Here is a 21,144-nt window from a genome sequence, read left to right on the forward strand (position 1 = left end):
AGAGGGGACTGGAGATCAATAATGTCCGTACCAACCTCCATCTTCACCGCGAGCCTGGTCGTCCCGGCGATCGGCGACTCGTTCAAGAAGCTCGATCCGCGCCAGCTGATCAAGAACCCGGTGATGTTCACCACGGCCGTGGTGGCCACGTTGCTCACCGTGTTGCTGATCATCGGCGGCGAGCCGCTCAGCTTCGGTTTCCAGATCCAGCTCATCGTCTGGCTGTGGCTGACCGTGCTGTTCGGCACCTTCGCCGAAGCGCTGGCCGAGGGCAGGGGCCGGGCCCAGGCCGCCTCGCTCCGCGCGACCAAGGCCGATCTCAAGGCCAAGCGCCTGCTCGGCGTCGGCGAGACCTATGAGATCGCCTTCGCGACCCTGCTCGAAAAGGGCGACATCGTCCTGGTCGAGACCGGCGACCTGATCCCCGCCGATGGCGAGGTCATCGAGGGTGTCGCCTCGGTCAACGAGGCAGCGATCACCGGCGAGAGCGCACCGGTGATCCGCGAGGCGGGCGGCGATCGGTCGGCGGTGACGGCGGGTACCCGCGTCATCTCCGACCGGATCAAGGTCCGCGTCACCCAGGAGCCGGGGCACGGCTTTCTCGATCGCATGATCGCGCTGGTCGAAGGGGCCGAGCGGCAAAAGACGCCGAACGAGATCGCGCTCACGATCCTGCTCGTCGGCCTGACGATCATCTTCCTGATCGCGGTCGCCACCATCCCGGGCTTCGCTTCCTATGCGGGTGGCGGCGTGCCGGTGGCGATCCTTGCCGCGCTGCTGATCACCCTCATCCCGACGACCATTGCCGCGCTGCTTTCGGCGATCGGCATCGCGGGCATGGACCGGCTGGTGCGTTTCAACGTGCTCGCCAAGTCGGGCCGCGCGGTCGAGGCTGCGGGCGACATCGATGTGCTGCTGCTCGACAAGACCGGGACGATCACCATCGGCGACCGCCAGGCGAGCCAGTTCGTGCCCGTCGGCGGAATCGACATCGACACGCTGGCGAGCGCCGCGTCGCTGGCGAGCCTTGCCGACGAGACGCCCGAGGGCCGCTCGATCGTGGTGCTGGCGCGCGAGCGGCATGCCATCCCGACCCGCGTCATGCCCGCCGATGCGGAGATCATCCCCTTCACCGCCCAGACCCGCGTATCGGGCATCGTCACCGGCGGCAGCACGATCCGCAAAGGCGCGGTCGATGCGATCCTGCGGGCCGATCCGGGCCTGGGGGCAAGCCCGGTCGCGGCCGAACTTCGCCGCGTGACCGAGGAGATCGCCCGCTCCGGCGCGACTCCACTCGCCGTGTCGCGCGACGGCAAGCTGCTCGGCGCGATCGCGCTGAAGGACGTGGTCAAGGCCGGCATCCGCGAACGCTTCGGCGAGCTGCGCCAGATGGGCATCCGCACGGTGATGATCACCGGCGACAACCCGCTGACCGCTGCCGCCATCGCCGCCGAGGCAGGGGTGGACGACTTCCTCGCCGAGGCGACGCCCGAGGACAAGCTCGCGCTGATCCGCAAGGAGCAGCAGGGCGGCCGGCTGGTCGCGATGTGCGGCGACGGCACCAACGACGCGCCGGCGCTGGCCCAGGCCGATGTCGGCGTAGCGATGAACACCGGCACCCAGGCGGCGCGCGAGGCGGGCAACATGGTCGATCTCGACAGCGATCCGACCAAGCTGATCGAGGTCGTCGGCCTCGGCAAACAGCTGCTGATGACGCGCGGCGCGCTGACCACCTTCTCGGTGGCCAACGATGTGGCGAAATATTTCGCCATCATCCCGGCGATGTTCGTCGCGCTTTATCCGGGGCTCGGCGTGCTCAACGTGATGGGGCTGGCGACGCCGCAATCGGCGATCCTGTCGGCGATCATCTTCAACGCGCTGATCATCCCGCTGCTGGTGCCGCTGGCGCTGAAAGGCGTGACGTATCGGCCGATGCCGGCGGGCCCGCTGCTGGCGCGCAACCTCGCCGTCTATGGGCTGGGTGGGCTGGTCGCGCCGTTCGTCGGGATCAAGTTGATCGATCTTGCCGTGACCGGGATGGGGCTGGCGTGACCAAATTAGCCCCTCCCCTTCAGGGGAGGGGCTTCAGAAGAAGGAATTTCCAATGCTCACCGACCTGAAATCCGCCCTTCGCCCCGCCTTCGCGCTCACCATCGGGTACGCGCTGCTGCTCGGGCTCGCTTATCCGCTCGCGCTCACCGGCGTCGGCCAGGCGCTGTTTCCCGCCCAGGCGAATGGCAGCCTGATCACCGAGAACGGCAAGGTCATCGGCTCCGAGCTGATCGGCCAGGGCTTTGCCGGCGACCGCTATTTCCACGGCCGGCCCTCCGCCGCGGGCAAGGGTTATGACGCCAGCGCCTCGTCCGGCTCGAATCTCGGCCCCGCATCCCAGGCGCTTGCCGACCGCGTCAAGGCCGATGTCGCCGCCAACCCCCCTTCACCGGAAGTATCGGTCCCCGCCGATCTGGTGACGTCCTCCGCCTCGGGGCTCGACCCCCATATCAGCCCCGAGGCGGCTTTTTATCAGGTGAGCCGCATCGCCAAGGCGCGGGGCCTTGCGCCGGATGCGGTGCGATCGCTGGTCGAGGCGCAGACCGAGCATCCGCTGCTCGGCTTCCTCGGCGAGCAGCGGGTCAACGTGCTGGCGCTCAATCGGGCGCTCGACCGGGCGACCGCACGGCCGTAACAAGGGAGCATGCCGATCGCCGCCAAGGTCCTGATCGTCGAGGACGACGCGCACATCCGCCGGTTGCTGCGCGTCGCGGCCGAGCGGGCCGGCTACAAGGCGGGGGAAGCGGCGACGGCCCGGGAAGGGCTGTCGCTGCTCGATATCGACAAGCCCGATGTAGTGCTGCTCGATCTCGGCCTGCCCGACCGCGACGGGCTCGAGCTGATCCAGTTGATCAAGGCGCGCGGGGCGACCTTGATCGTCGTTTCGGCGCGCGACGATACCGCGGAGAAGGTCGCGGCACTCGATCTCGGCGCGGACGACTATCTGACCAAGCCGTTCGATACCGAGGAACTGCTTGCCCGCATCCGCACCGCGCTGCGGCACCGGCTCGCCGATCAGACGGCCCAGCCGGTGGTGACGATCGGCGAGGTGACGATCGATCTCGATACCCGCCGCGTGCTGCGCGCCGGCGAGGAGATCCATCTCTCACCCAAGGAATATGGCGTGCTGGCCGAACTCGCCCGGCGGCCGGACCGGATCGTCGGCCATGCGCAACTGCTCCGCGACGTGTGGGGACCAGCCCATGAGAGCCGGGTCGAATATCTGCGCATCGTCGTCCGCAATTTGCGGCAGAAGCTTGAGCCTGACCCGGCACGGCCGACGATCATCCGCAATGAGATCGGCGTGGGCTATCGGCTGACGGGCGCGGCGTAGACCCCGCACGTTCCGGAAAATCAATGACATTGCGCACCGTATTGCCGCCGGCCATGTAGCGCGCGCGGCCGAAAGTCCCTAGGGCGGCCGTCGCGTCTCCGAATCATATAGGATACGCCGCTATCACTCACGGACGAGGATGTTTGCCGGTGCGTCGCTTTTACGGTCTTCCTCTCATTGCCCTGATGTTGCCCGTTCAGGCGCTTGCGCAGGAGGCACCCGACGCCTCGCACCCCGCCGATATCGTCGTTCTCGGCTCCGGCCTGCCGCTGCCGCCCGGCACGCCCGCTTACAGCTCTGTGGTGATCGATCGCGACCGGCTGACCAACGACGCCTCGGGCCGGGTCGAAGACGTGCTGGCCGATGTCGCGGGCTTGCAGCAATTCCGCCGGTCGGACAGCCGCTCGGCCAACCCGTCGGCGCAGGGCGTGACATTGCGCGCGCTGGGCGGCAACGCGTCGAGCCGGGCGCTGGTGCTGCTTGACGGCGTGCCGCTGGCCGATCCGTTTTTCGGCTATATCCCGTTCAACGCGCTGGTCGGCGATCGCTTCTCCGGCGTGCGGATCACACGGGGCGGCGGCGCGGGCGCGTTCGGCGCGGGTGCGGTGGCAGGAACGGTCGAGCTGGCCAGCGCGACGCGGGCCGACCTGCCGCTGCTTTCCGGCAGCGCCTTCTACGGCAGCTATGATTCGCAGAACGTCACCGCCAGCCTGACCCCGGACCTGGGCAGCGGCTTCGTGTCGGTGTCGGGCAAATGGGAACGCAGCGACGGTTATCGCACCACGCCCGAATCGCAGCGCACGCCCGCCGATGCGCGTGCGCGGTTCGAGGATTGGTCGGGTGGTATCCGCGCTGTCGCGCCGATCGACGCGGAAACCGAACTCCAGGCACGCCTGCTCGTCTTCCGCGACAATCGCACGCTGCGCTTTCAGGGAGCAGACAGCAGCTCGGAAGGGCAGGACGCCAGCATCCGGCTGGTCCATCGCGGTGACTGGGCGGTGGATGCGCTGGCCTATATCCAGGCGCGCAACTTCACCAACAAGGTGATCAGCGCGACCAGCTTCAAGCTGACGCTCGATCAGCGCAACACGCCGTCCACCGGCCTGGGCGGCAAGATCGAACTGCGCCCCCCGGTCGGAGCCGACCATGTGCTGCGCGTCGGGGTGGATGCCCGCCTGGCTGACGGCGAGCTGTACGAAGATGCCTATGCCGCGAGCGGCGCGGTGACGGCGCGACGCAACGCGGGCGGCAACAGCAGCACGATCGGCATGTTCATCGAGGACGACTGGACGATCGGCAAGCTTGTGCTGACCGGCGGCGTGCGCGGGGACCGCTGGACCATCACCAATGGCTTCTACCGCGACCTGGCCCCCAGTGGCACCTATACCCGGAACGCCGTCTTCCCCGATCGGGACGGGTTCGAGGGCACGGGCCGGGTCGGCGCGCTGTTCCATGCGGGCAGCGCCATCGCGCTCCGTGCCGCGAGTTATACCGGCTTTCGCCTGCCGACGCTGAACGAGTTGTACCGGCCCTTCACGGTGTTCCCGATCAATACCCTGGCCAACGAGAATCTGAAGCCCGAGAAGCTGAAGGGTTTCGAAGGCGGTATCGACCTGACTCCGGCGCCTGGTGTCTCGCTCGGCGTCACGGCCTTCTACAATCGGCTCGACGATGCGATCGCCAATGTGACGATCGGCACCAACCTGCGCCAACGCCAGAACGTCAATGCGATCGTCGCCAAGGGCATCGAAGTGACCGCCGGTGTGCGACGCGGCGCCGTCTCGCTCGACGGTTCCTATGCGTTCAGCGACAGCCATGTCCGTGCGCCGGGCACGACCCTGAACGGCCTCATCCCGGCGCAGAGCCCGCGCCATGCGGCAAGTGCGACGCTCGCATGGGAGCCGAAATCAGGGCCGTCCTTCTCCACCACCGTTCGCTATGTCGGCCTGCAATATGAGGATGATCTGCAGACCGGCGTGCTGCCGGCCGCGACGACCGTCGATACGGTCGTGCGGCTGCCGGTCGGCAGGCATTTCACCATCGTGGCGCGCGCGGAAAATCTGTTCGACGAGACGGTCATCACCCGCAACGCAGGCGGATCGATGGACCTTGGCACGCCGCGTACCCTGTGGATCGGGATAAAGTTCGGCAGCTAATTCCAATAGGGATCGGCGACTGAGACCTGTTATCACCTGTTCCTGGCGGTTTATTTTTTTTCTCACCTGTTATGTTGGATTCGGTCGGCTAATTTCCTCACTTGAATCAGCAGCTTCGGGGCGGCCACCTGTTCCGGCGATAACAGGTGGGGAACAGGTGAGAACAGGTGGCGGAACAGGTGCCTTCCCGAAAAAACAGGCTCGGGAAACCTTCAATATCTCCAGTCTTGAGAAAGAGCCGATCGAGGCAAGACCAATCGCCCCAGGGCTATAATGGCACGGGCGGATCGGATTTGAATCGATGAGCCCGCGCAGCTGGTGATTCGGAACCGCCGGTTCAGGCGGTCGGTGGCGCAGCCGGCAGGATCACCGTCACGCGCAGGCCGCCGATCGGCGAGCGGCTGGCCTCGATCCGGCCGTGATGCGCCTCGACGATCGCCTGGGCGGTCGCAAGGCCCAGGCCTGAGGTCATTACCGATTGGCCCGGCTCGGTGGTGGTGCGGTAAAAGGGTTCGAACAATTCCTGTGCGAGCCCGATGTCCACGCCCGGTGCGCTATCGTCGATGATCAGGCGCCATGCATTGCGCTGGCCCTCCAGCCCGAGCTGGATGCGCCCGCCGCCGGGGGTGTAGCGCAGGCTGTTCTCGATCAGCGCGGTGAAGAGCTGCTCGATGCGCGCGCCGTCCCATTTCACCGGCACGGTCGCCTGGGGCATGTTGCCCGGCTCGAGCGTGACGTTCTGCGCCTTTGCGCGCTTGCCGCTGGTCCAGATCGCATTGTGGATCAGCGCGCAAGGGTCGACCGTCGCGAACCGGACCGGGAGGCGCCCGAGATCGGCGAGCGCGACGGCGTGCAGGTCCTCGGCCATCTCGCCCAGGCGGCGGACGCCCTCGACGACTTCGTCAAATGCTTCGGGGTCGGTCGGCGGCGATTCCTCGCGGATCGTTCCGAGCCGCTCGGCCAGCGCATGGACGGGCTTGCGCAGTTCCTCGGAGACCGAGACCAGCCAGGTGCGGCGCGCGGTTTCGAGCCGGTCGAACGAGCGGGCGATGCGGCCCAGGTTGCGCATGGTGGCGCGGGTTTCCGCGGCGCCGGTCTCGGTGACGTCGGCGCCATAATCCCCCTGCGCGATGTCGCGGCTGGCGCGGAACAGGGCGAGTTGGGGTGCGGCCCACCGGCCCGCGATGTAATAGCCGGCGACCAGCAGGATCAGGAAGATCGCGGTCATGGCGACGACGATGCCGATCACCTGATCGCGGACAAAGGCGAAGCTGGCCGCGTTGGCCGGCGGGGCGCGTACGATCCGCGCGTTCGCTACGACCCGGCCGTCGAGCTTGACCGGGCGTTCGGCCCGCACCCGTTCACCGTTGAGGGTCGGACCGGCGATATGGGCGCCGGTCGGGCCGACCAGTTCGATGCGCTCGCGCAGCGGCGGCGCGGGGTCGCCGGGCAGGCTGTTGTCCCTGAAGCTCGACTGGACGACCTGCAACGCGTTCTCGACCGGAACGCCGGCCTTGAGTTCGGCGCCGAGCAGGGTCGTCATCGCCGCGAGCGCCTGGCGATCCTGCGCCTCCATATAGGCCGCATTGCCGCGATCCAGGTTCCACACCAGAACGGCACCCGGCAGGACAGCCGCCAACAGCGCCTGACCTGCCAGCAGCAGGAACAGTCCGGCAAACAACCGCAACGATAGTCTCCCCCCAAGGCGGCAATGCCGCCGGCCAAGGGCTAACCTGTATCAGGCTGGGAAACAATCAAGTTCCCGGCGACAAAGGCGCGTCCCGCTAAGGGACCGTGGCGGCTACCGCGGCCAGCACCGCTTCCGCATATTCGGGCCGGCAGATCAGCAGGTCGGGCAGCAGCGGATCGGCGCAATTATAGACGAGCGGGCTGCCGTCGATGCGCGACGCGTGCAGCCCCGCCGCCTGCGCCACCGCGACCGGCGCGCAATTGTCCCACTCATATTGGCCGCCGGCATGTAGGTAGATCTCGGCACGCCCCTCTACCACCGCCATCGCCTTGGCGCCGGCCGAGCCCATCGGCACCAGTTCCGCGCCGAGCGCCTCCGCCACGCTTCGGACGATCTCGTGCGCGCGGGTGCGGCTGACCACCATGCGGGGCCGTGCTGGAAGGGGCGGGAAAACGGGAGGCGCGTCGTCGGTCACGAAGACCTTGTGCGCCGCGGGCAAGGCGACCGCGCCCGCGGCCGGTACGCCGTCGATGGCCAGGCCGATATGCACCGCCCAATCCTCGCGCCGTTCGCCGAATTCGCGCGTGCCGTCGAGCGGATCGACCACCCAGACGCGGCTTGCCGAGCAGCGGTCGCGATTGTCCGCCGCCTCTTCCGACAGGACGAAATCGGCTGGCCGGGCGGCATGGAGGCGGTCGAGGATCAGCGTGTTGGCCTCGGCATCGCCGCGCCGTTTCAGATCGCCGTCAAGGCAATTGCCGGTCGCGCAGAGGTTCCGGAGCAGTGCCGCCGCCTCGAGCGCGACCGAACGGGCGACTTCGGCATCGGTCACAGATCGGGGCTCCACACGCCCATGATGTGCTCGACGATCCGCTCCGCCGCGGCTTCGGGGCTCTCACGGGTCGTATCGACCCGGACCTCGGGGCGCTCGGGCGCTTCATAGGGGCTGGAGATGCCGGTGAAATGGGCGATCTCGCCGCTCCGCGCCTTGGCGTAGAGGCCCTTCACGTCGCGCTTCTCGGCTTCGGCCAGTGGGGTATCGACGAAGATTTCGACGAACTCGCCGTGCGGCAGCATCGACCGCACCAGCTCGCGTTCGGCGCGGAAGGGCGAGATGAAGGCGGTCAGCACGATCAGCCCGGCATCGGCCATCAGCTTGGCCACCTCGCCGATGCGGCGGACATTCTCGATCCGGTCGGCATCGGTGAAGCCGAGATCCTTGTTGAGCCCATGCCGGATATTGTCGCCGTCGAGCAGGAAGCTGTGGCGGCCGAGCGCATGCAGTTTCTTCTCGACCAGATTGGCGATGGTCGACTTGCCCGAGCCGGACAGGCCGGTGAACCACAGCACCTTCGGGTTCTGGCCCTTTTGCGCGGCGTGCGCCTCGCGGGTCACGTCGATCGCCTGCCAATGCACGTTCTGCGCGCGGCGGAGCGAATAGGTCAGCATGCCGGCGGCGACCGTTGCGTTGGTCGCGCGGTCGATCAGGATGAAACCGCCGAGATCGGCACCGTCGCCGAACGCCTCGAAGACGATCGGCCGGTCGGTGTAAAGCTGGGCGACACCGATGTCGTTGAGATCCAGGGTCTTCACCGACAGTTCGGCCAGGGTGTTGATATCGACGGCATAGTCGGGCGGCTGGACGGTCGCGCCGACCGTCTGCGTGCCGATCTTCATCCAATAGGTGCGGCCGGGCAGCAAGTGATCTTCGGCCATCCAGACGATCGTCGCCTTGAACTGGTCGGCGACTTCGGGCGGGGCGGATGCCGTGGCGATCACGTCGCCGCGCGAGCAATCGACTTCATCGGCCAAGGTCAGCGTCACGGATTGACCCGCTACTGCCTGATCGAGATCGCCGTCCATGGTCACGATCCGCGCGACCTTGCTGGTCTTGCCCGAGGGCAGGATGCGCACGGCATCGCCGGGGCGCACCACGCCTGAGGCGATCATGCCGGCAAAGCCGCGGAAATCGAGATCGGGCCGGTTGACCCATTGTACCGGCAGGCGGAACGCACGGTCCTGCGCGGCGTCGGTGCCTAGCGGCACGGTTTCGAGATGCTCGATCAGCGAGGGGCCGGCATACCAGTCCATCGCGTCCGACCGCGATGCGATATTGTCGCCGGCGAGGCCCGAGAGCGGGATCGCGGTGAAGCTTTCGATGCCGATCGATTCGGCGAAGGTGCGATAGTCCTCGACGATCGCGTCGAAGGTCGCCTGATCGTAGCCGACCAGGTCCATCTTGTTCACCGCGAGCACGATGTGCCGGATGCCGAGCAGGTTGACGAGATAGGAGTGGCGGCGCGTCTGAGTCAGCACGCCCTTGCGCGCGTCGATCAGGATCGCGGCGAGATCGGCGGTCGAGGCGCCGGTCACCATGTTGCGGGTGTATTGCTCGTGCCCGGGGGTGTCGGCGACGATGAACTTGCGCTTCTCGGTGGCGAAGAAGCGATAGGCGACGTCGATGGTGATGCCCTGCTCGCGCTCGGCGGCGAGGCCGTCGACGAGAAGGGCGAAATCGATGTTCTGGCCCTGGGTGCCGACTCGCCTGCTGTCGGCTTCGAGCGCGGCGAGCTGATCCTCGAAGATCATCTTCGAATCGTAGAGCAGGCGGCCGATCAGCGTGGACTTGCCGTCGTCGACCGAGCCGCAAGTGATGAAGCGGAGCAGCGACTTGTTCTGGTGGAGCGCGAGGTACGCGTCGATGTCCGAGGCGATGAGGGCGTCGGTTTCGTAGGAAGGGGCGGAGGCCATCAGAAATACCCCTCCGCTTTTTTCTTCTCCATGCTCGCCGACTGATCATGGTCGATCGCGCGGCCCTGGCGTTCGCTCGTCGTGGTGAGCAGCATCTCCTGGATCACTTCGGACAGGGTCGCCGCTTCGCTCTCGACCGCACCGGTCAGCGGATAGCAGCCGAGCGTGCGAAAGCGGATCGAGCGTTCGACGGGCACTTCGCCCGGGTTCAGGCGGAAGCGGTCGTCGTCGACCATCAGCAACAGACCGTCGCGCTCGACCGTGGGGCGGGGGGCGGCGAGATAGAGCGGGACGATCTCGATGCCCTCGGAGAGGATGTACTGCCAGATGTCGAGTTCGGTCCAGTTGGAGAGCGGGAAGACGCGGATGCTTTCGCCGCGGCTCTTGCGGGCGTTGTAGAGCTTCCACAGTTCGGGGCGCTGGTTCTTCGGGTCCCAGCGCTGGCGGGCCGAGCGGAAGCTGAAGATGCGTTCCTTCGCGCGGCTCTTCTCCTCATCGCGGCGCGCGCCGCCAAAGGCGGCGTCGAAGCCGTATTTGTCGAGCGCCTGCTTCAGTCCTTCGGTCTTCCACATATCGGTGTGGAGGCTGCCGTGATCGAACGGGTTGATGCCACGCTCTTCGGCTTCGGGATTGCGATAGACCAGCAGCTCCATGCCTGCTTTGGCCGCTGCGCGATCACGCAGTTCGTACATGTCGCGGAACTTCCAGGTCGTATCGACATGGAGCAGCGGGAAGGGCGGGGGCGCGGGGAAAAAGGCCTTGCGCGCGAGGTGCAGCATCACCGCGCTATCCTTGCCCACGGAATAGAGCATGACCGGGCGTTCCGCCTCGGCCACCACTTCGCGCATGATGTGGATGCTCTCCGCCTCGAGGCGTTGGAGATGGGTGAGGGCGACGTTCATGCTCGTCCAGATAGTGGCGTAGGCGCCAAGCGCGATCAACTTATCCTGTTGAGCGCAATAGCTCGCTCATTCCGGGCGCGAGCGTTCGACCGAATCGAGGATGCGCGCGCCGGCCATGAACACGGCGATCGGGCAGACCGCGAACAGCATCCAGCCGCCATAGCCCGGATATTGCTGCAGATAATGGACGCCGCGTTCCACCGCCCCGAGACCGAGACCATAGATGACCGCAAAGGCCTCGAACTTGGTCTTGATGACGAACAGCCGGGAGAATTTCGTCCACATGCCCCTCCTTAAGCAATGACCGGGCCAACGGCGGATTTGCGCGGGTTTCGCCTTTACATATATGGTTACCTGTCAATTAACTCGACAGTTCCGAGGGCCTCCAGCAGCGCCGTCCGGGCGCGTTCGATCGCGCCGACCAAAGCCGGATCGGCGATCGTTTCATGCGGGATTTCCTCGGGCCAGAACTGCTCGACGACGCCGGCGATGAGGTCGAGCCGGTCGTTGTCGACCAGGAAACGCGGGTCGATCGCGGCGGGATCGGCGATGACGCGCAGGCGCAGGCAGGCCGGGCCGCCGCCATTGGCCATGGACTGCCGCACATCGACGACTTCGAGCCGACGGATCGGGCCGTTGCCGGCGATCATCTCCTGAAGCCAGGTCCAGACCGCAGGATTTTCGCGCGCTTCCTCCGGCAGGATCAGCGCCATGGCGCCGTCCGGCAGGGTCACGAGTTGGGCGTTGAACAGATAGGAAGAGACGGCGTCGGCCAGGCTGACGCGCGATGCGGGCACTTCGACGATCTCGACCTCGGCCAACATGCCGCGCAGATCGGCGTAGAAACGTTCCTTGTCGGCAAAGGCCAGTTCGTGCGCGAACAGCACGCGTTCATTGGCGACGGCGACCACGTCATTGTGGAAGGCGCCGGCGGCGATGGCTTGCTCCGACTGTTCGACGAACAGGGTGTAGCCCGCATCGAGCCGGTGCCGCCGCGCGACCGCCATGCTTGCCTCGCGGTGCTGGCGCGCGGGGAAGGGGCCGCCCGAGACGCCATAGACGAACACTTCGACACCTGGCTGGCCGTGCGCGGCGCACAGGCGCATGTGATTGGCAGCGCCCTCGTCGCCGAACGGGGCGGGCACGGGGCCGTGCACCGCGAACAATGGATCGGCGAAGGCGAGCTGCAACTGGGCGAGCGTGCCGGGCCATTCATGGCTGCGATGCGGCATGGTCACCAGGTTGGCGACCGAGAGATGGCAGCGGCCATCGGCGGTGTCGGGCGACGGCGAGACGGTGGCGGCGTTGGCGGCCCACATGGCAGAGGCGGAGAGAGCCTGAGCCTGGAGATGCGACGCGGCCTCGGCGTAATTGGTCGCGAGGCTGTCCAGCCAGGCATGGTCGGGGCGGGCGAGGGGGAGGAACACGCCCTGGGTCAGGCCGAGCGCGAGGTTGGCGCGCATCTTGGCGATGCCCTCCAGCGCGGCACGGCGCGGGGCGGCGACCTTGCCCGCGTTACGCGTCGCGGCGAGGTTGCCGGGGCTGAGGCCGGCATAATTGTGGCTCGGGCCGATCAGGCCGTCGAAGTTGATTTCCTTCAGCATTCACGCCCGCCCGACATGGCTGATCTCGGCATCCTCGGTGACGGCCAGCGCGGTGGCGCAGGTGCGGTCGATCGCGACGCCGTCGCCGCAGGGGCGCAGGCGACCATAAGCGCAGCGGAAATCGGCGAGCCGGCCGGTGGCGATCAGCGCCGCTTCGCCGCCGTCATTGTCGATCGCGGCGACCGTCGTCGACTGCGCTTCGCGGATGGTGCGAACCTGGTCGGTCTTCGCGGTCATGGTCGGGCCGCCGTCGAAGATGTCGATATAATTCTCGAAGGCGAACCCTTCATTCTCCAGCATGCGCATCGCGGCGCGGCCGGAAGGGTGGGGCAGGCCGATCGTGGCGCGGGCGTGTTCGGACAGCATCGCGATATAGATCGGGTGCTTGGGGAAAAGATCCGCGATGAACTGGTGGCCGCGCACGGCATTGAACTGGTCGGCATCCTGGAAATTCATGCCGAAGAAGCGTCCGGCAAGACCGTCCCAGAAAGGCGAGCCGCCCGCCTCGTCGATGATCCCGCGCAGCTCCGCGAGGATCCGGTCGGCGAAGCGCGCGCGATGGCGGGCGATGAACAGGTAGCGGCTGCGCGCGAGCAGCATGCCGAGCCCGCCGGCGCGCTCGCCGGGGTGGAGGAACAGGCCGCCGACTTCGCTGCATCCTTCCAGGTCGGTGGTGAGCGAGAGCTGGTCGGCGCGGAAGGTGCGGCCGAGCTCTGCGCTGTGCTGAGTCAGCGTGCCGAGGCGGTAGCTGTAAAAGGGGTAACGCTGCCCGACCTGGGTGAAGATCTGGCAGGTGCCGCGTACTTCGCCGGTCTCGACATTCTCCAGCACCAGCACGAACAGATCGTCGGCGAGCGTGTCGTCGGTTCGCGCGAACGCATCATGGCTGCGGGCCATCTTGATCATGAGCGCGCTGCGATCGGCGGGCAGGTTGGTGAAGCCGCCGCCGGTGAGCTTGGCCATCTCGTAGAGCGGCTGCAGATCCTCGTCGCGGGCGGCACGGATGCGGAAGCTCATAGCGAACCCTTTTCGGCGATGCGCAGTACGGTGAGCGCGGAGAGGGCCGCGCGTTCGGCCAGGCTGTCGACGATGAGGAATTCGTCGGGCGAATGAATCAGGCCGCCGCGCGGGCCCATGGTATCGACCACCGGCACGCCGCACGCCGCGATGTTGTTGCCGTCGCACACCCCGCCGGTCGCGCGCCAGGAGATGGCAAGGCCGAGATCGGCGCCGGCGGTCTTGACCAGCTCGAACAGTTTCGCCGCGCCCGGGTCGATCGGCTTGGGCGGGCGGTTGAAGCCGCCATGGACGTGGATGCGCACGTCATGCTCGGCAGCGACCGCGGCGACCGCCGAGTCGACCGCTGCCTGGGCGCGGGCAATTTCTTCCTGCGAGGCGGGGCGGAAATTGACGCGGAGGATGGCGAGTTCGGGCACGACATTGTTGGGCCCGCCGCCCTCGATCCGTGCCGGGTTCACCGCCAGACCGGGGCCGCGCACCTTGCTCAGCCGGAGTGCGATATCGGCCGCGGCGACGATCGCGTTGCGGCCTTCTTCCGGGTTGCGGCCGGCATGGGCGCTCTTGCCGTGGACCACGATCGAGAAATTTCCGGTGCCGCCACGCGCGCCGGCGAGCGTGCCGTCGGGCAAAGCGGGTTCGTAGGTGAGGGCGGCGACCTTGCCGCTTGCCGCGGCTGCCAGAAGTGAAGCGGAGGAGGCGGAGCCGGTTTCCTCGTCCGAGTTGATCACGACTTCATAGCCGATGCGAGCGGCGAGCGGCGACGCTTCGACTGCCTTGAGAGCGGCGAGCATGGTGGCGATGCCGCCTTTCATGTCGGCGACCCCGGGGCCGTTGAGCCTAGTGTCGTCGAGGAAGGTCAGCGCCTGGAAGGGGTGATCGACCGGATAGACCGTGTCCATATGGCCGGTGAACAGCATCTGCACCGGCGCGTCGGGGCGCACGGCGAGATGGAAATGCTTGCCATGAGCCAGGTCGGAGACGGTGCCGTCGGGTCCGACGCTGGTCACGGGGGTCGGCTCGACCAGATCGATTCGGCCGGGCAGTGCGGCGAAGGCGTCGCCCAGCTTGCCAGCCATGGCGGCGATCCCGGCCATGTTGCGAGTGCCGCTGTTGATCATGGCCCAGTCCTGGACCTGGGCGAGCATCGCGGCGTCGGAAAGGGTGGCGATGGCGTCTCGTTCGACGGTGGAAAGCGCGGTCATGACGCGGTGTTAGCCGGATTTGGGTGGCGCGGGAACCGGTCGGGCTTATCCATTACGAGGTCGTAACGGATGACGATAATTTTTTTCCTCTGTTCCGGGTGATTTTGTTGGAAATAATAGTCTTTTGTTTCAGTGTCTTGATGGTCGTTTTCCCTGTTATGCGATAACAGGGGAAAATGTGACCCGGAACAGCGGTGGAATCGGCGATAACAGCGGGACGAAATGGGCATAATTGGGGGCTCGATCTGGCCGCGCGGTGGTGGCGGCATTCGTGTTTCGGCGGCGTTCGCTGACGGGACGCTGACATAATGGAAGCCAGGTTTGAATCGCGCAGCCGTTCTACCGTTACGTCGCAGACGTATGTGCCTGAATGTTCGGTGAAGTGCCTAGGGGCGGAGCCAGCACCCCGCCCCTCGGTTTGTGGTCGCGATGACGACCTGAATTCCGTTGTTGAAGCGATTCAAAACTAGCGCATGTAACAGACTAAATAGCCCTGTGGTGCTTGCCCGGGTAGTGTTGGAATCAGATAGCCGTATGATGCGTTAAAACCGACTTGCTGACATACTTTCAATCCAGCGGCGCCGTTGTTTGCTTCTTTTGGCAGGGGAATAAGAAGTGGGGCTCGCGCACGGGTCTGATAATCTACATAAGTTTTTACATCGGCGCGTAATTTATCGACTTTGCCATCTACAGCTTGAAGTTGCGCAAGCGTCACCTCCTGGGCGTACGCTGGAAGCGGGCTAGCGAGGAGAACAATTGAAACCAGAATGCGAATGGACATACGAACCTCCTGCTTGAGTTAGGGAGACGCAACACGCACGGACAGGTGCACTCCAATGGTTCATGCGTCGCGACATCAGAACCAGCGCATTTACAACCCAAATGGAGCGAAAAATCGCTAAACGCTTGAGAAGTCTGCGGCGGGAGCTCACCAAGTCTTGGTCATTGGTCTGCTTTATCCGCTTCATTGCCAAGGATCGGTAGTGGGCAAGACCGCTAGAAGCTGTACGCCAGCGACGCGCGGCTGGTCGTGTCGGTACCGACGCGGCCCATAGGCGGCATGCTTTCATATTGCACGACGTAGGAGAAACGTGCGGCGAGCGGGCCGATCAGCTTCGCGTTGAGCGCGGTCGTGCTGCTGACCGTGCTGTTGTAATGCTGGACATAGGCCGAAGCGTCCTGGCTGACCGAGATCGTCCGGCTCAGCTTCCAGTCGAAATCGAGCGACCCGCGTGCCGCGACGCTGCTTTCCCGGTTCCGGTCAGTGAACGACGTGTCGCGATAGGCTGGGCCGAGTTCCAGATCGAGCGTGACGCCGGGCTGCTTGATCGCGCTGTAGCCGGCGCCGAGCGAGGCCGAATAGCGGTCGGTATAACCGAGGAACCGGTCGCTCTCATATTGCGCGGCGCCATAGACATAGCCGCGCGGAGAGAATTTGAAATTGGGTTCATAGCCGGCGACATAATGTTCGCGGCTGACCACGCCGGCGCTCTTCTTGTAGTCGGCGGCGAGATGGATCTTGTGGCGCCAGCGCAGCGTCTCGCGCGACAGGTCGATCGCACCGCTCAGGCCGGTGTCGTGCGTGTTGCCGGTGGTCAGATAACCGCCAAGCTCGGCGCGTCCATGCCACAGGTCGAACATACCGGCGTTGCGCAGCGTCTCTTCGCGCCTGGCCGCCCGATCCTTGCGCCATGCGTCGATCGCGGCGGTGATGGCGGGCGCGGCATCGGGTGCTGCGGCGCGCGCATATTTGGCGACGGTCGCGACCTCGCCTTCATTGCCCGAGGCCATCGCCGCATCGAGCATCGCCTTCATGGCCGGAGGGATGGGCGCCGGATCCGTGTTGGCGAGCAACAGGGGCGCTGCGAGCAGGGCGAGGCGAAGCTGCATACAAGCCGGATAGCCTGTGGATCAGCCCGCGATCAACCCAGATGCTCGGCAAAAGCGGCCAGAACGTCCTCGTAGAGCGTCTTTTTGAACGGCACGATGATGGCGGGCAGCTCGGCCGGATCGACCCAGCGCCAGGCACGGAATTCCTGGTGTTGCGTGGCGATGTCGACATCGCTGTCCTCGCCGAGGAAGCGGTAGAGGAACCAGCGCTGGCGCTGGCCGCGCCATTTTCCCTTCCAGACCTTGCCGATCAGGTCCGGTGGGAGGTCGTAGAAGAGTTCGTCTGGGGCGACCGCAACCAGCGCGACCTTGTCGGGCTGGACGCCGGTCTCCTCGCCCAGTTCGCGGATCGCGGCGGTCTCGGCATCCTCGCCATCGTCGATCCCGCCTTGCGGCATCTGCCAGGCCTCGACCGTCGAATCGATGCGCTGGCCGACGAACACCTGCCCGTCGCGGTTGATCAGCATGACGCCGGCACAGGGGCGATAGGGAAGGGTGGTCGGGTCGATCATCCTGCCGCCTGTGCCATCACGCGATCGCCTTCGGCTTCGGCGATCACCGTCTTCAGGGCCGCCAGCGCACCGGCGACATCGCCGACGGACGAGGGGATCGCCTTTCGCAAGGTGACGAAGCCATGGATATTGCCCTTCGCCTCGCGGAAGATGACCGGCACGCCCGCCACGGCAAGGCCGCCGGCATAGGCGCGGCCCTGGTCTCCGATCGGGTCGAGGCTGGCGGTGATCACCACCGCGGGCGGCATGCCGGCGAGGTCGCCGATCAGCGGCGAGGTGCGGATATGGTCGGCCTCGGCACCATAGGCCGCCTCGAACCAGTCCAGGCTCTCGCGGGTCAGGAGGAAGCCCTCCGCGAAAATGCCGTAGGAAGGATATTCCTTCGAGGCGTCGGTGGCCGGATAGATGGGGAATTGCGCGATGACCGGCACGGCGGCCGGCGCGTCGCGCAGCGCCATGGCGGTGACGATCGCCAGGTTGCCGCCCGCGCTGTCGCCGCAGACGACCAGGCTGGTGACCTTGCGGTCGAGCCCGGCCGGGTTTCCCGCCACCCAGCGCGCCGCCGCCTCGCAATCGTCGGGTGCGGCGGGCCAGCGATGTTCGGGGGCGAGGCGATAGTCGACCGAGACCACGGGGATATCGAGCACCCGGGCGATTTCGGCGCAGAAGCTGGCATGAGTCTCGATATTGCCGATGACGAAGCCGCCGCCGTGAAAGAAAAGCATGACCGGCCCGGGCTCGCGGCTCGCCCTGGCATCGAACAGCCGCGCCGGGATGGCGCCGGCCGGCCCCGGAATCGAAAGGTCGGTGATGGTGGCGAGATCGCCGACAGGCAGGTCGGCGACGTCCTTCATTGCGGCATAGACCGCGCGGGCGGCCGGCGCCTCCAGTTCATGCATCTTCGGCCCGGGGAGATTGTTGAGATAGGCGAGAAATCCGCGGACATCCGGGCGGACGAAGACTTCGGTCACGGTGTTCTCCCACATCCCGCATTGGCGATGCGGGTATCGGCGGACTACCTAAAGGCGATGATCCCGGTCGTCCATCACCCCGCCTATCTCGTCGCCGGCCGGCAGGTGGGTCGGCTGACGAAGAACGCGGCGATCCGCGACCTGCTCCAGGCCGAGGGCGATGCGATCGAGTGGATCGAGCCCGAGCCGATGCCGCGCCGCTGGATCGAGGCAGTACACGATCCGGATTATGTCGAGGAAGTGCTGAGCGCCCGCGTGCCGCGCGACAAGGAGCGGCGGATCGGGTTTCCGGTGACCGAGGCCGTGGCGCTCAGATCGCAGATGGTGGCGGGCGGCACCTGGCTGGCGGCACGGATCGCGCTCGATCGCGGCTTTGCAGCGAACAGCGCGGGCGGCAGCCACCATGCGCTGGCGACAACTGGGGCGGGTTATTGCGTGCTCAACGACCTCGCCATTGCGGCGGTGCGGCTGGTGGAGGAGGGAGCGGTGGCGCGGGTGCTGATCGTCGATGGCGATGTCCATCAGGGCGACGGCACCGCGGCGCTGACCGCGGGGAGGCCGGGCATCGCGACCTATTCGATCCATGCCGAGCGCAATTTTCCGGTACGCAAGGCACGCTCGACGCTCGATGTGGGGCTACCCGACGGCACCGGCGATGCGGCGTATCTGGAGGCGCTCGAATCGAGTCTTGCGCCGCTGATCGGCGAACAGCGGCCCGGATTGATCCTGTACCAGGCCGGGGTGGATCCGTTCGGCGGCGATCGACTCGGACGCCTGGCGCTTACCCGGGAAGGGCTGATCGCGCGCGACCAGCTTGTCGCGGGATTGGCGAAGCGGTGCGGCATCCCGCTCGCGAGCACGGTCGGCGGGGGCTATGGCGAGGACGTCGCCGCGGTCGCCCGGCGGCATGTCGCGGCGATCCTGACGCTTGCATCGGTGCTCGTGCCGGCCCGGGACGGGGCACTAGCTTAAAAGAACCATTTGCAGGTGCCCCCGATCAAACTAGGTTGGCCAGTCAACGCTCCGGGCATAGAGGGCGTCGGATAAATCCGCAGGACACATATTGATGGCATCCGCCGTTCACGAATTGACGCCCGCCGAGGCATCGGCACATCCCCCCGCAGAATCGATCGTTGTGCGCTTCGCCGGAGATTCCGGCGACGGCATGCAGCTCACCGGCGGGCAGTTCACTTTGTCGACCGCGCTCGCGGGCAACGACCTTGCGACCTTCCCCGATTTCCCCGCGGAGATCCGGGCGCCTCAGGGCACCTTGTTCGGCGTCTCCGCCTTCCAGATCAATTTCGGCTCGACCGCGATCGATACGGCGGGCGACGCGCCCGACGTGCTGGTCGCGATGAACCCGGCGGCGCTCAAGACCAATGTCGATGCGCTCAAGCCCGGCGGGCTGATCATCGCCGACGAGGGCGAGTTCGGCGAGCGCAACCTCGCCAAGGCGAAATATGAGGTCAATCCGCTGCACGACGGCAGCCTGGCCAAATGGCAGGTGCTGGCGTTCAACATCTCGCAGCTGACGCTCGATGCGGTGAAGCCCTTCGGCCTCGGCAACAAGGAGGCGCTGCGCTGCAAGAACATGTGGACGCTGGGGCTCGCGCTCTGGATGTTCGATCGTGACCGCCAGCCGCTGATCGACTGGCTCAAGAACAAGTTCGCCAAGGCACCGACCCTGGCCGAGGCCAATATCGCCGCGCTGAACGCGGGCCACGCCTATGGCGAGACGGCCGAGCTGGCCGGGCCGATGAAGCAGCATCATGTCGCGGCCGCCCCGGCCGAGCCGGGCCTGTACCGCACCGTGACGGGTGCCGAATCGATCTCGCTCGGCCTGGTCGCGGGTGCGCAGCTGGCCGGCGTGAAGATGTTCTTCGGCGGCTATCCGATCACCCCGGCCTCCGCGATCCTGCACCATCTGTCGCGGCTGAAGGAGTTCGGCATCACGACCTTCCAGGCGGAGGACGAGATCGCCGCGATCGCCAGCGCGATCGGCGCCTCGTACGCGGGGCAACTCGGCGTCACCTCATCGTCGGGGCCGGGCATTGCGCTCAAGGGCGAGGCGATGGGTCTGGCGATCATGACCGAGCTGCCTCTGGTCATCGTCAATTCGCAGCGCGGCGGCCCTTCGACGGGCCTGCCGACCAAGACCGAGCAGTCGGACCTCTACCAGGCTGTCTATGGCCGTAACGGCGACGCACCGATGCCGGTGATCGCGGCGCGCTCGCCCGCCGACGCGTTCGATTGCGCGATCGAGGCGGTGCGCATCGCCGTCCAGTATATGACCCCGGTGATGCTGCTGACCGACGGCTATATCGCCAATGCCGCCGAGCCCTGGCTCGTGCCCAATATGGACGATTATACGCCGTTCCCGGTCACCTATCTCGAGGAAGCGCCCGAGACTGGCTTCCTGCCTTATGCGCGTGACGAGAAGCTGGCGCGCCCCTGGGTGAAGCCGGGTACGCCCGGCCTGCTCCACCGCATCGGCGGGATCGAGAAGCAGCTCGGCACCGGCAATATCGACTATGGCGCCGCCAACCATCAGGCGATGACCGAGATGCGCCAGAACAAGGTGCTCGGTATCGACGTGCCCGACCAGAATGTCGAGCTGGGCACGGAGAGCGGTAAGTTGGCGATCGTCGGTTGGGGGTCGACCTATGGCCCGATCCATCAGGCGGTGCGCCGCGCGCGCGCCAGGGGGCTCGACGTCAGCCATATTCATATCCGCCACATCTGGCCGATGCCGGGCAATCTCGGCGCACTTCTCAAGAGTTACGGGAAGATCCTCGTACCCGAGATGAACACCGGCCAGCTCAAGACCGTGCTGCGCGACCAGTTCCTGGTCGACGCCAAGCCGCTCAACAAGATTTCGGGCCAGCCCTTCATGATCGCCGAGATCGAAGCGGCGATCGAGGAGGCGTTGAAATAATCCCTCTCCCAGCGGGAGAGGGAAGGAGCCGCGAAGCGGCGGAAGGGTGAGGGCGAATGGCGCCGGATCACCCTCACCCTCCCAAGCCTCCGGCTTGGGCCCCTCCCTCTCCCGATGGGAGAGGGG

At 66.3% G+C, this 21,144-nt stretch carries 18 protein-coding genes; 6 read left to right on the forward strand and 12 right to left on the reverse strand.

The window, feature by feature from the left end:
• Positions 1 to 21 precede the first annotated feature (21 nt).
• From kdpB to AC1RT8_RS00550, 4 genes are all read left to right on the forward strand, one after another.
• On the forward strand, positions 22 to 2,052 hold the full coding sequence (gene kdpB, locus AC1RT8_RS00535; protein ID WP_493073077.1) for a potassium-transporting ATPase subunit KdpB: 2,031 nt from the start codon (positions 22 to 24) through the stop codon (positions 2,050 to 2,052).
• A gap of 52 nt (positions 2,053 to 2,104) precedes the next feature.
• On the forward strand, positions 2,105 to 2,686 hold the full coding sequence (kdpC, locus tag AC1RT8_RS00540; protein ID WP_493073079.1) for a potassium-transporting ATPase subunit KdpC: 582 nt from the start codon (positions 2,105 to 2,107) through the stop codon (positions 2,684 to 2,686).
• Positions 2,687 to 2,695: 9 nt separating this feature from the next.
• A complete protein-coding gene (locus tag AC1RT8_RS00545; RefSeq protein WP_493073082.1) occupies positions 2,696 to 3,385 on the forward strand; it encodes a response regulator in 690 nt (229 codons plus the stop codon).
• A 185-nt stretch (positions 3,386 to 3,570) separates the two neighbouring features.
• Entirely contained in the window at positions 3,571 to 5,541 is a 1,971-nt protein-coding gene (locus AC1RT8_RS00550) for a TonB-dependent receptor plug domain-containing protein (RefSeq protein WP_493074653.1), read from the forward strand.
• Positions 5,542 to 5,878: 337 nt separating this feature from the next.
• Here AC1RT8_RS00550 and AC1RT8_RS00555 read toward each other — a convergent pair whose 3' ends face one another.
• The 12 genes from AC1RT8_RS00555 to AC1RT8_RS00610 form a co-directional block, all read right to left on the reverse strand.
• On the reverse strand, positions 5,879 to 7,228 hold the full coding sequence (locus AC1RT8_RS00555; protein ID WP_493073085.1) for an ATP-binding protein: 1,350 nt from the start codon (positions 7,226 to 7,228) through the stop codon (positions 5,879 to 5,881).
• Between the two features lie 97 nt (positions 7,229 to 7,325).
• Complete coding sequence (locus AC1RT8_RS00560; protein WP_493073087.1) at positions 7,326 to 8,063, reverse strand: 3'(2'),5'-bisphosphate nucleotidase CysQ; 738 nt, start codon at positions 8,061 to 8,063, stop codon at positions 7,326 to 7,328.
• Positions 8,060 to 9,982, reverse strand: a complete 1,923-nt coding sequence (cysN, locus tag AC1RT8_RS00565; protein ID WP_493073089.1) for a sulfate adenylyltransferase subunit CysN — start codon at positions 9,980 to 9,982, stop codon at positions 8,060 to 8,062. Before cysN ends, AC1RT8_RS00560 begins: the two co-directional genes overlap by 4 nt.
• A complete protein-coding gene (gene cysD / locus AC1RT8_RS00570) occupies positions 9,982 to 10,884 on the reverse strand; it encodes a sulfate adenylyltransferase subunit CysD (protein WP_493073091.1) in 903 nt (300 codons plus the stop codon). The genes cysN and cysD overlap by 1 nt, the downstream gene beginning before the upstream one ends.
• A gap of 66 nt (positions 10,885 to 10,950) precedes the next feature.
• The gene (locus AC1RT8_RS00575) at positions 10,951 to 11,169 is read right to left on the reverse strand and encodes a hypothetical protein (protein ID WP_493073094.1); all 219 of its coding nucleotides are present in this window, start codon (positions 11,167 to 11,169) and stop codon (positions 10,951 to 10,953) included.
• A 65-nt stretch (positions 11,170 to 11,234) separates the two neighbouring features.
• Complete coding sequence (locus tag AC1RT8_RS00580) at positions 11,235 to 12,488, reverse strand: N-succinylarginine dihydrolase (RefSeq protein ID WP_493073096.1); 1,254 nt, start codon at positions 12,486 to 12,488, stop codon at positions 11,235 to 11,237.
• Positions 12,489 to 13,505, reverse strand: coding sequence for an arginine N-succinyltransferase (locus tag AC1RT8_RS00585; protein ID WP_493073098.1), 1,017 nt, complete (start codon positions 13,503 to 13,505; stop codon positions 12,489 to 12,491). It lies immediately after the preceding gene.
• Positions 13,502 to 14,710: a hydrolase gene (locus AC1RT8_RS00590; protein WP_493073101.1), complete on the reverse strand. Its 1,209-nt coding sequence runs from the start codon at positions 14,708 to 14,710 to the stop codon at positions 13,502 to 13,504. Before AC1RT8_RS00590 ends, AC1RT8_RS00585 begins: the two co-directional genes overlap by 4 nt.
• Before the next feature lie 466 nt (positions 14,711 to 15,176).
• Positions 15,177 to 15,491 carry a hypothetical protein gene (locus AC1RT8_RS00595; protein WP_493073103.1) on the reverse strand — a complete coding sequence of 105 codons (315 nt, stop codon included), beginning with the start codon at positions 15,489 to 15,491 and terminating at the stop codon, positions 15,177 to 15,179.
• A 215-nt stretch (positions 15,492 to 15,706) separates the two neighbouring features.
• Positions 15,707 to 16,600, reverse strand: coding sequence for a DUF481 domain-containing protein (locus tag AC1RT8_RS00600; RefSeq protein ID WP_493073104.1), 894 nt, complete (start codon positions 16,598 to 16,600; stop codon positions 15,707 to 15,709).
• Between the two features lie 32 nt (positions 16,601 to 16,632).
• Positions 16,633 to 17,112 carry an RNA pyrophosphohydrolase gene (locus AC1RT8_RS00605; protein WP_493073108.1) on the reverse strand — a complete coding sequence of 160 codons (480 nt, stop codon included), beginning with the start codon at positions 17,110 to 17,112 and terminating at the stop codon, positions 16,633 to 16,635.
• Entirely contained in the window at positions 17,109 to 18,083 is a 975-nt protein-coding gene (locus AC1RT8_RS00610; protein ID WP_493073111.1) for an alpha/beta hydrolase, read from the reverse strand. The genes AC1RT8_RS00605 and AC1RT8_RS00610 overlap by 4 nt, the downstream gene beginning before the upstream one ends.
• Before the next feature lie 57 nt (positions 18,084 to 18,140).
• Between AC1RT8_RS00610 and AC1RT8_RS00615 the strand changes: the two genes are divergently transcribed.
• Together AC1RT8_RS00615 and AC1RT8_RS00620 are read left to right on the forward strand one after the other, a co-directional pair.
• Entirely contained in the window at positions 18,141 to 19,055 is a 915-nt protein-coding gene (locus AC1RT8_RS00615) for a histone deacetylase family protein (RefSeq protein ID WP_493073113.1), read from the forward strand.
• A gap of 94 nt (positions 19,056 to 19,149) precedes the next feature.
• Positions 19,150 to 21,018, forward strand: coding sequence for a 2-oxoacid:acceptor oxidoreductase subunit alpha (locus tag AC1RT8_RS00620; RefSeq protein WP_493073115.1), 1,869 nt, complete (start codon positions 19,150 to 19,152; stop codon positions 21,016 to 21,018).
• Positions 21,019 to 21,144: the final 126 nt, after the last annotated feature.

This window comes from Sphingomonas sp. GW821-FHT10F11 (assembly GCF_058809095.1).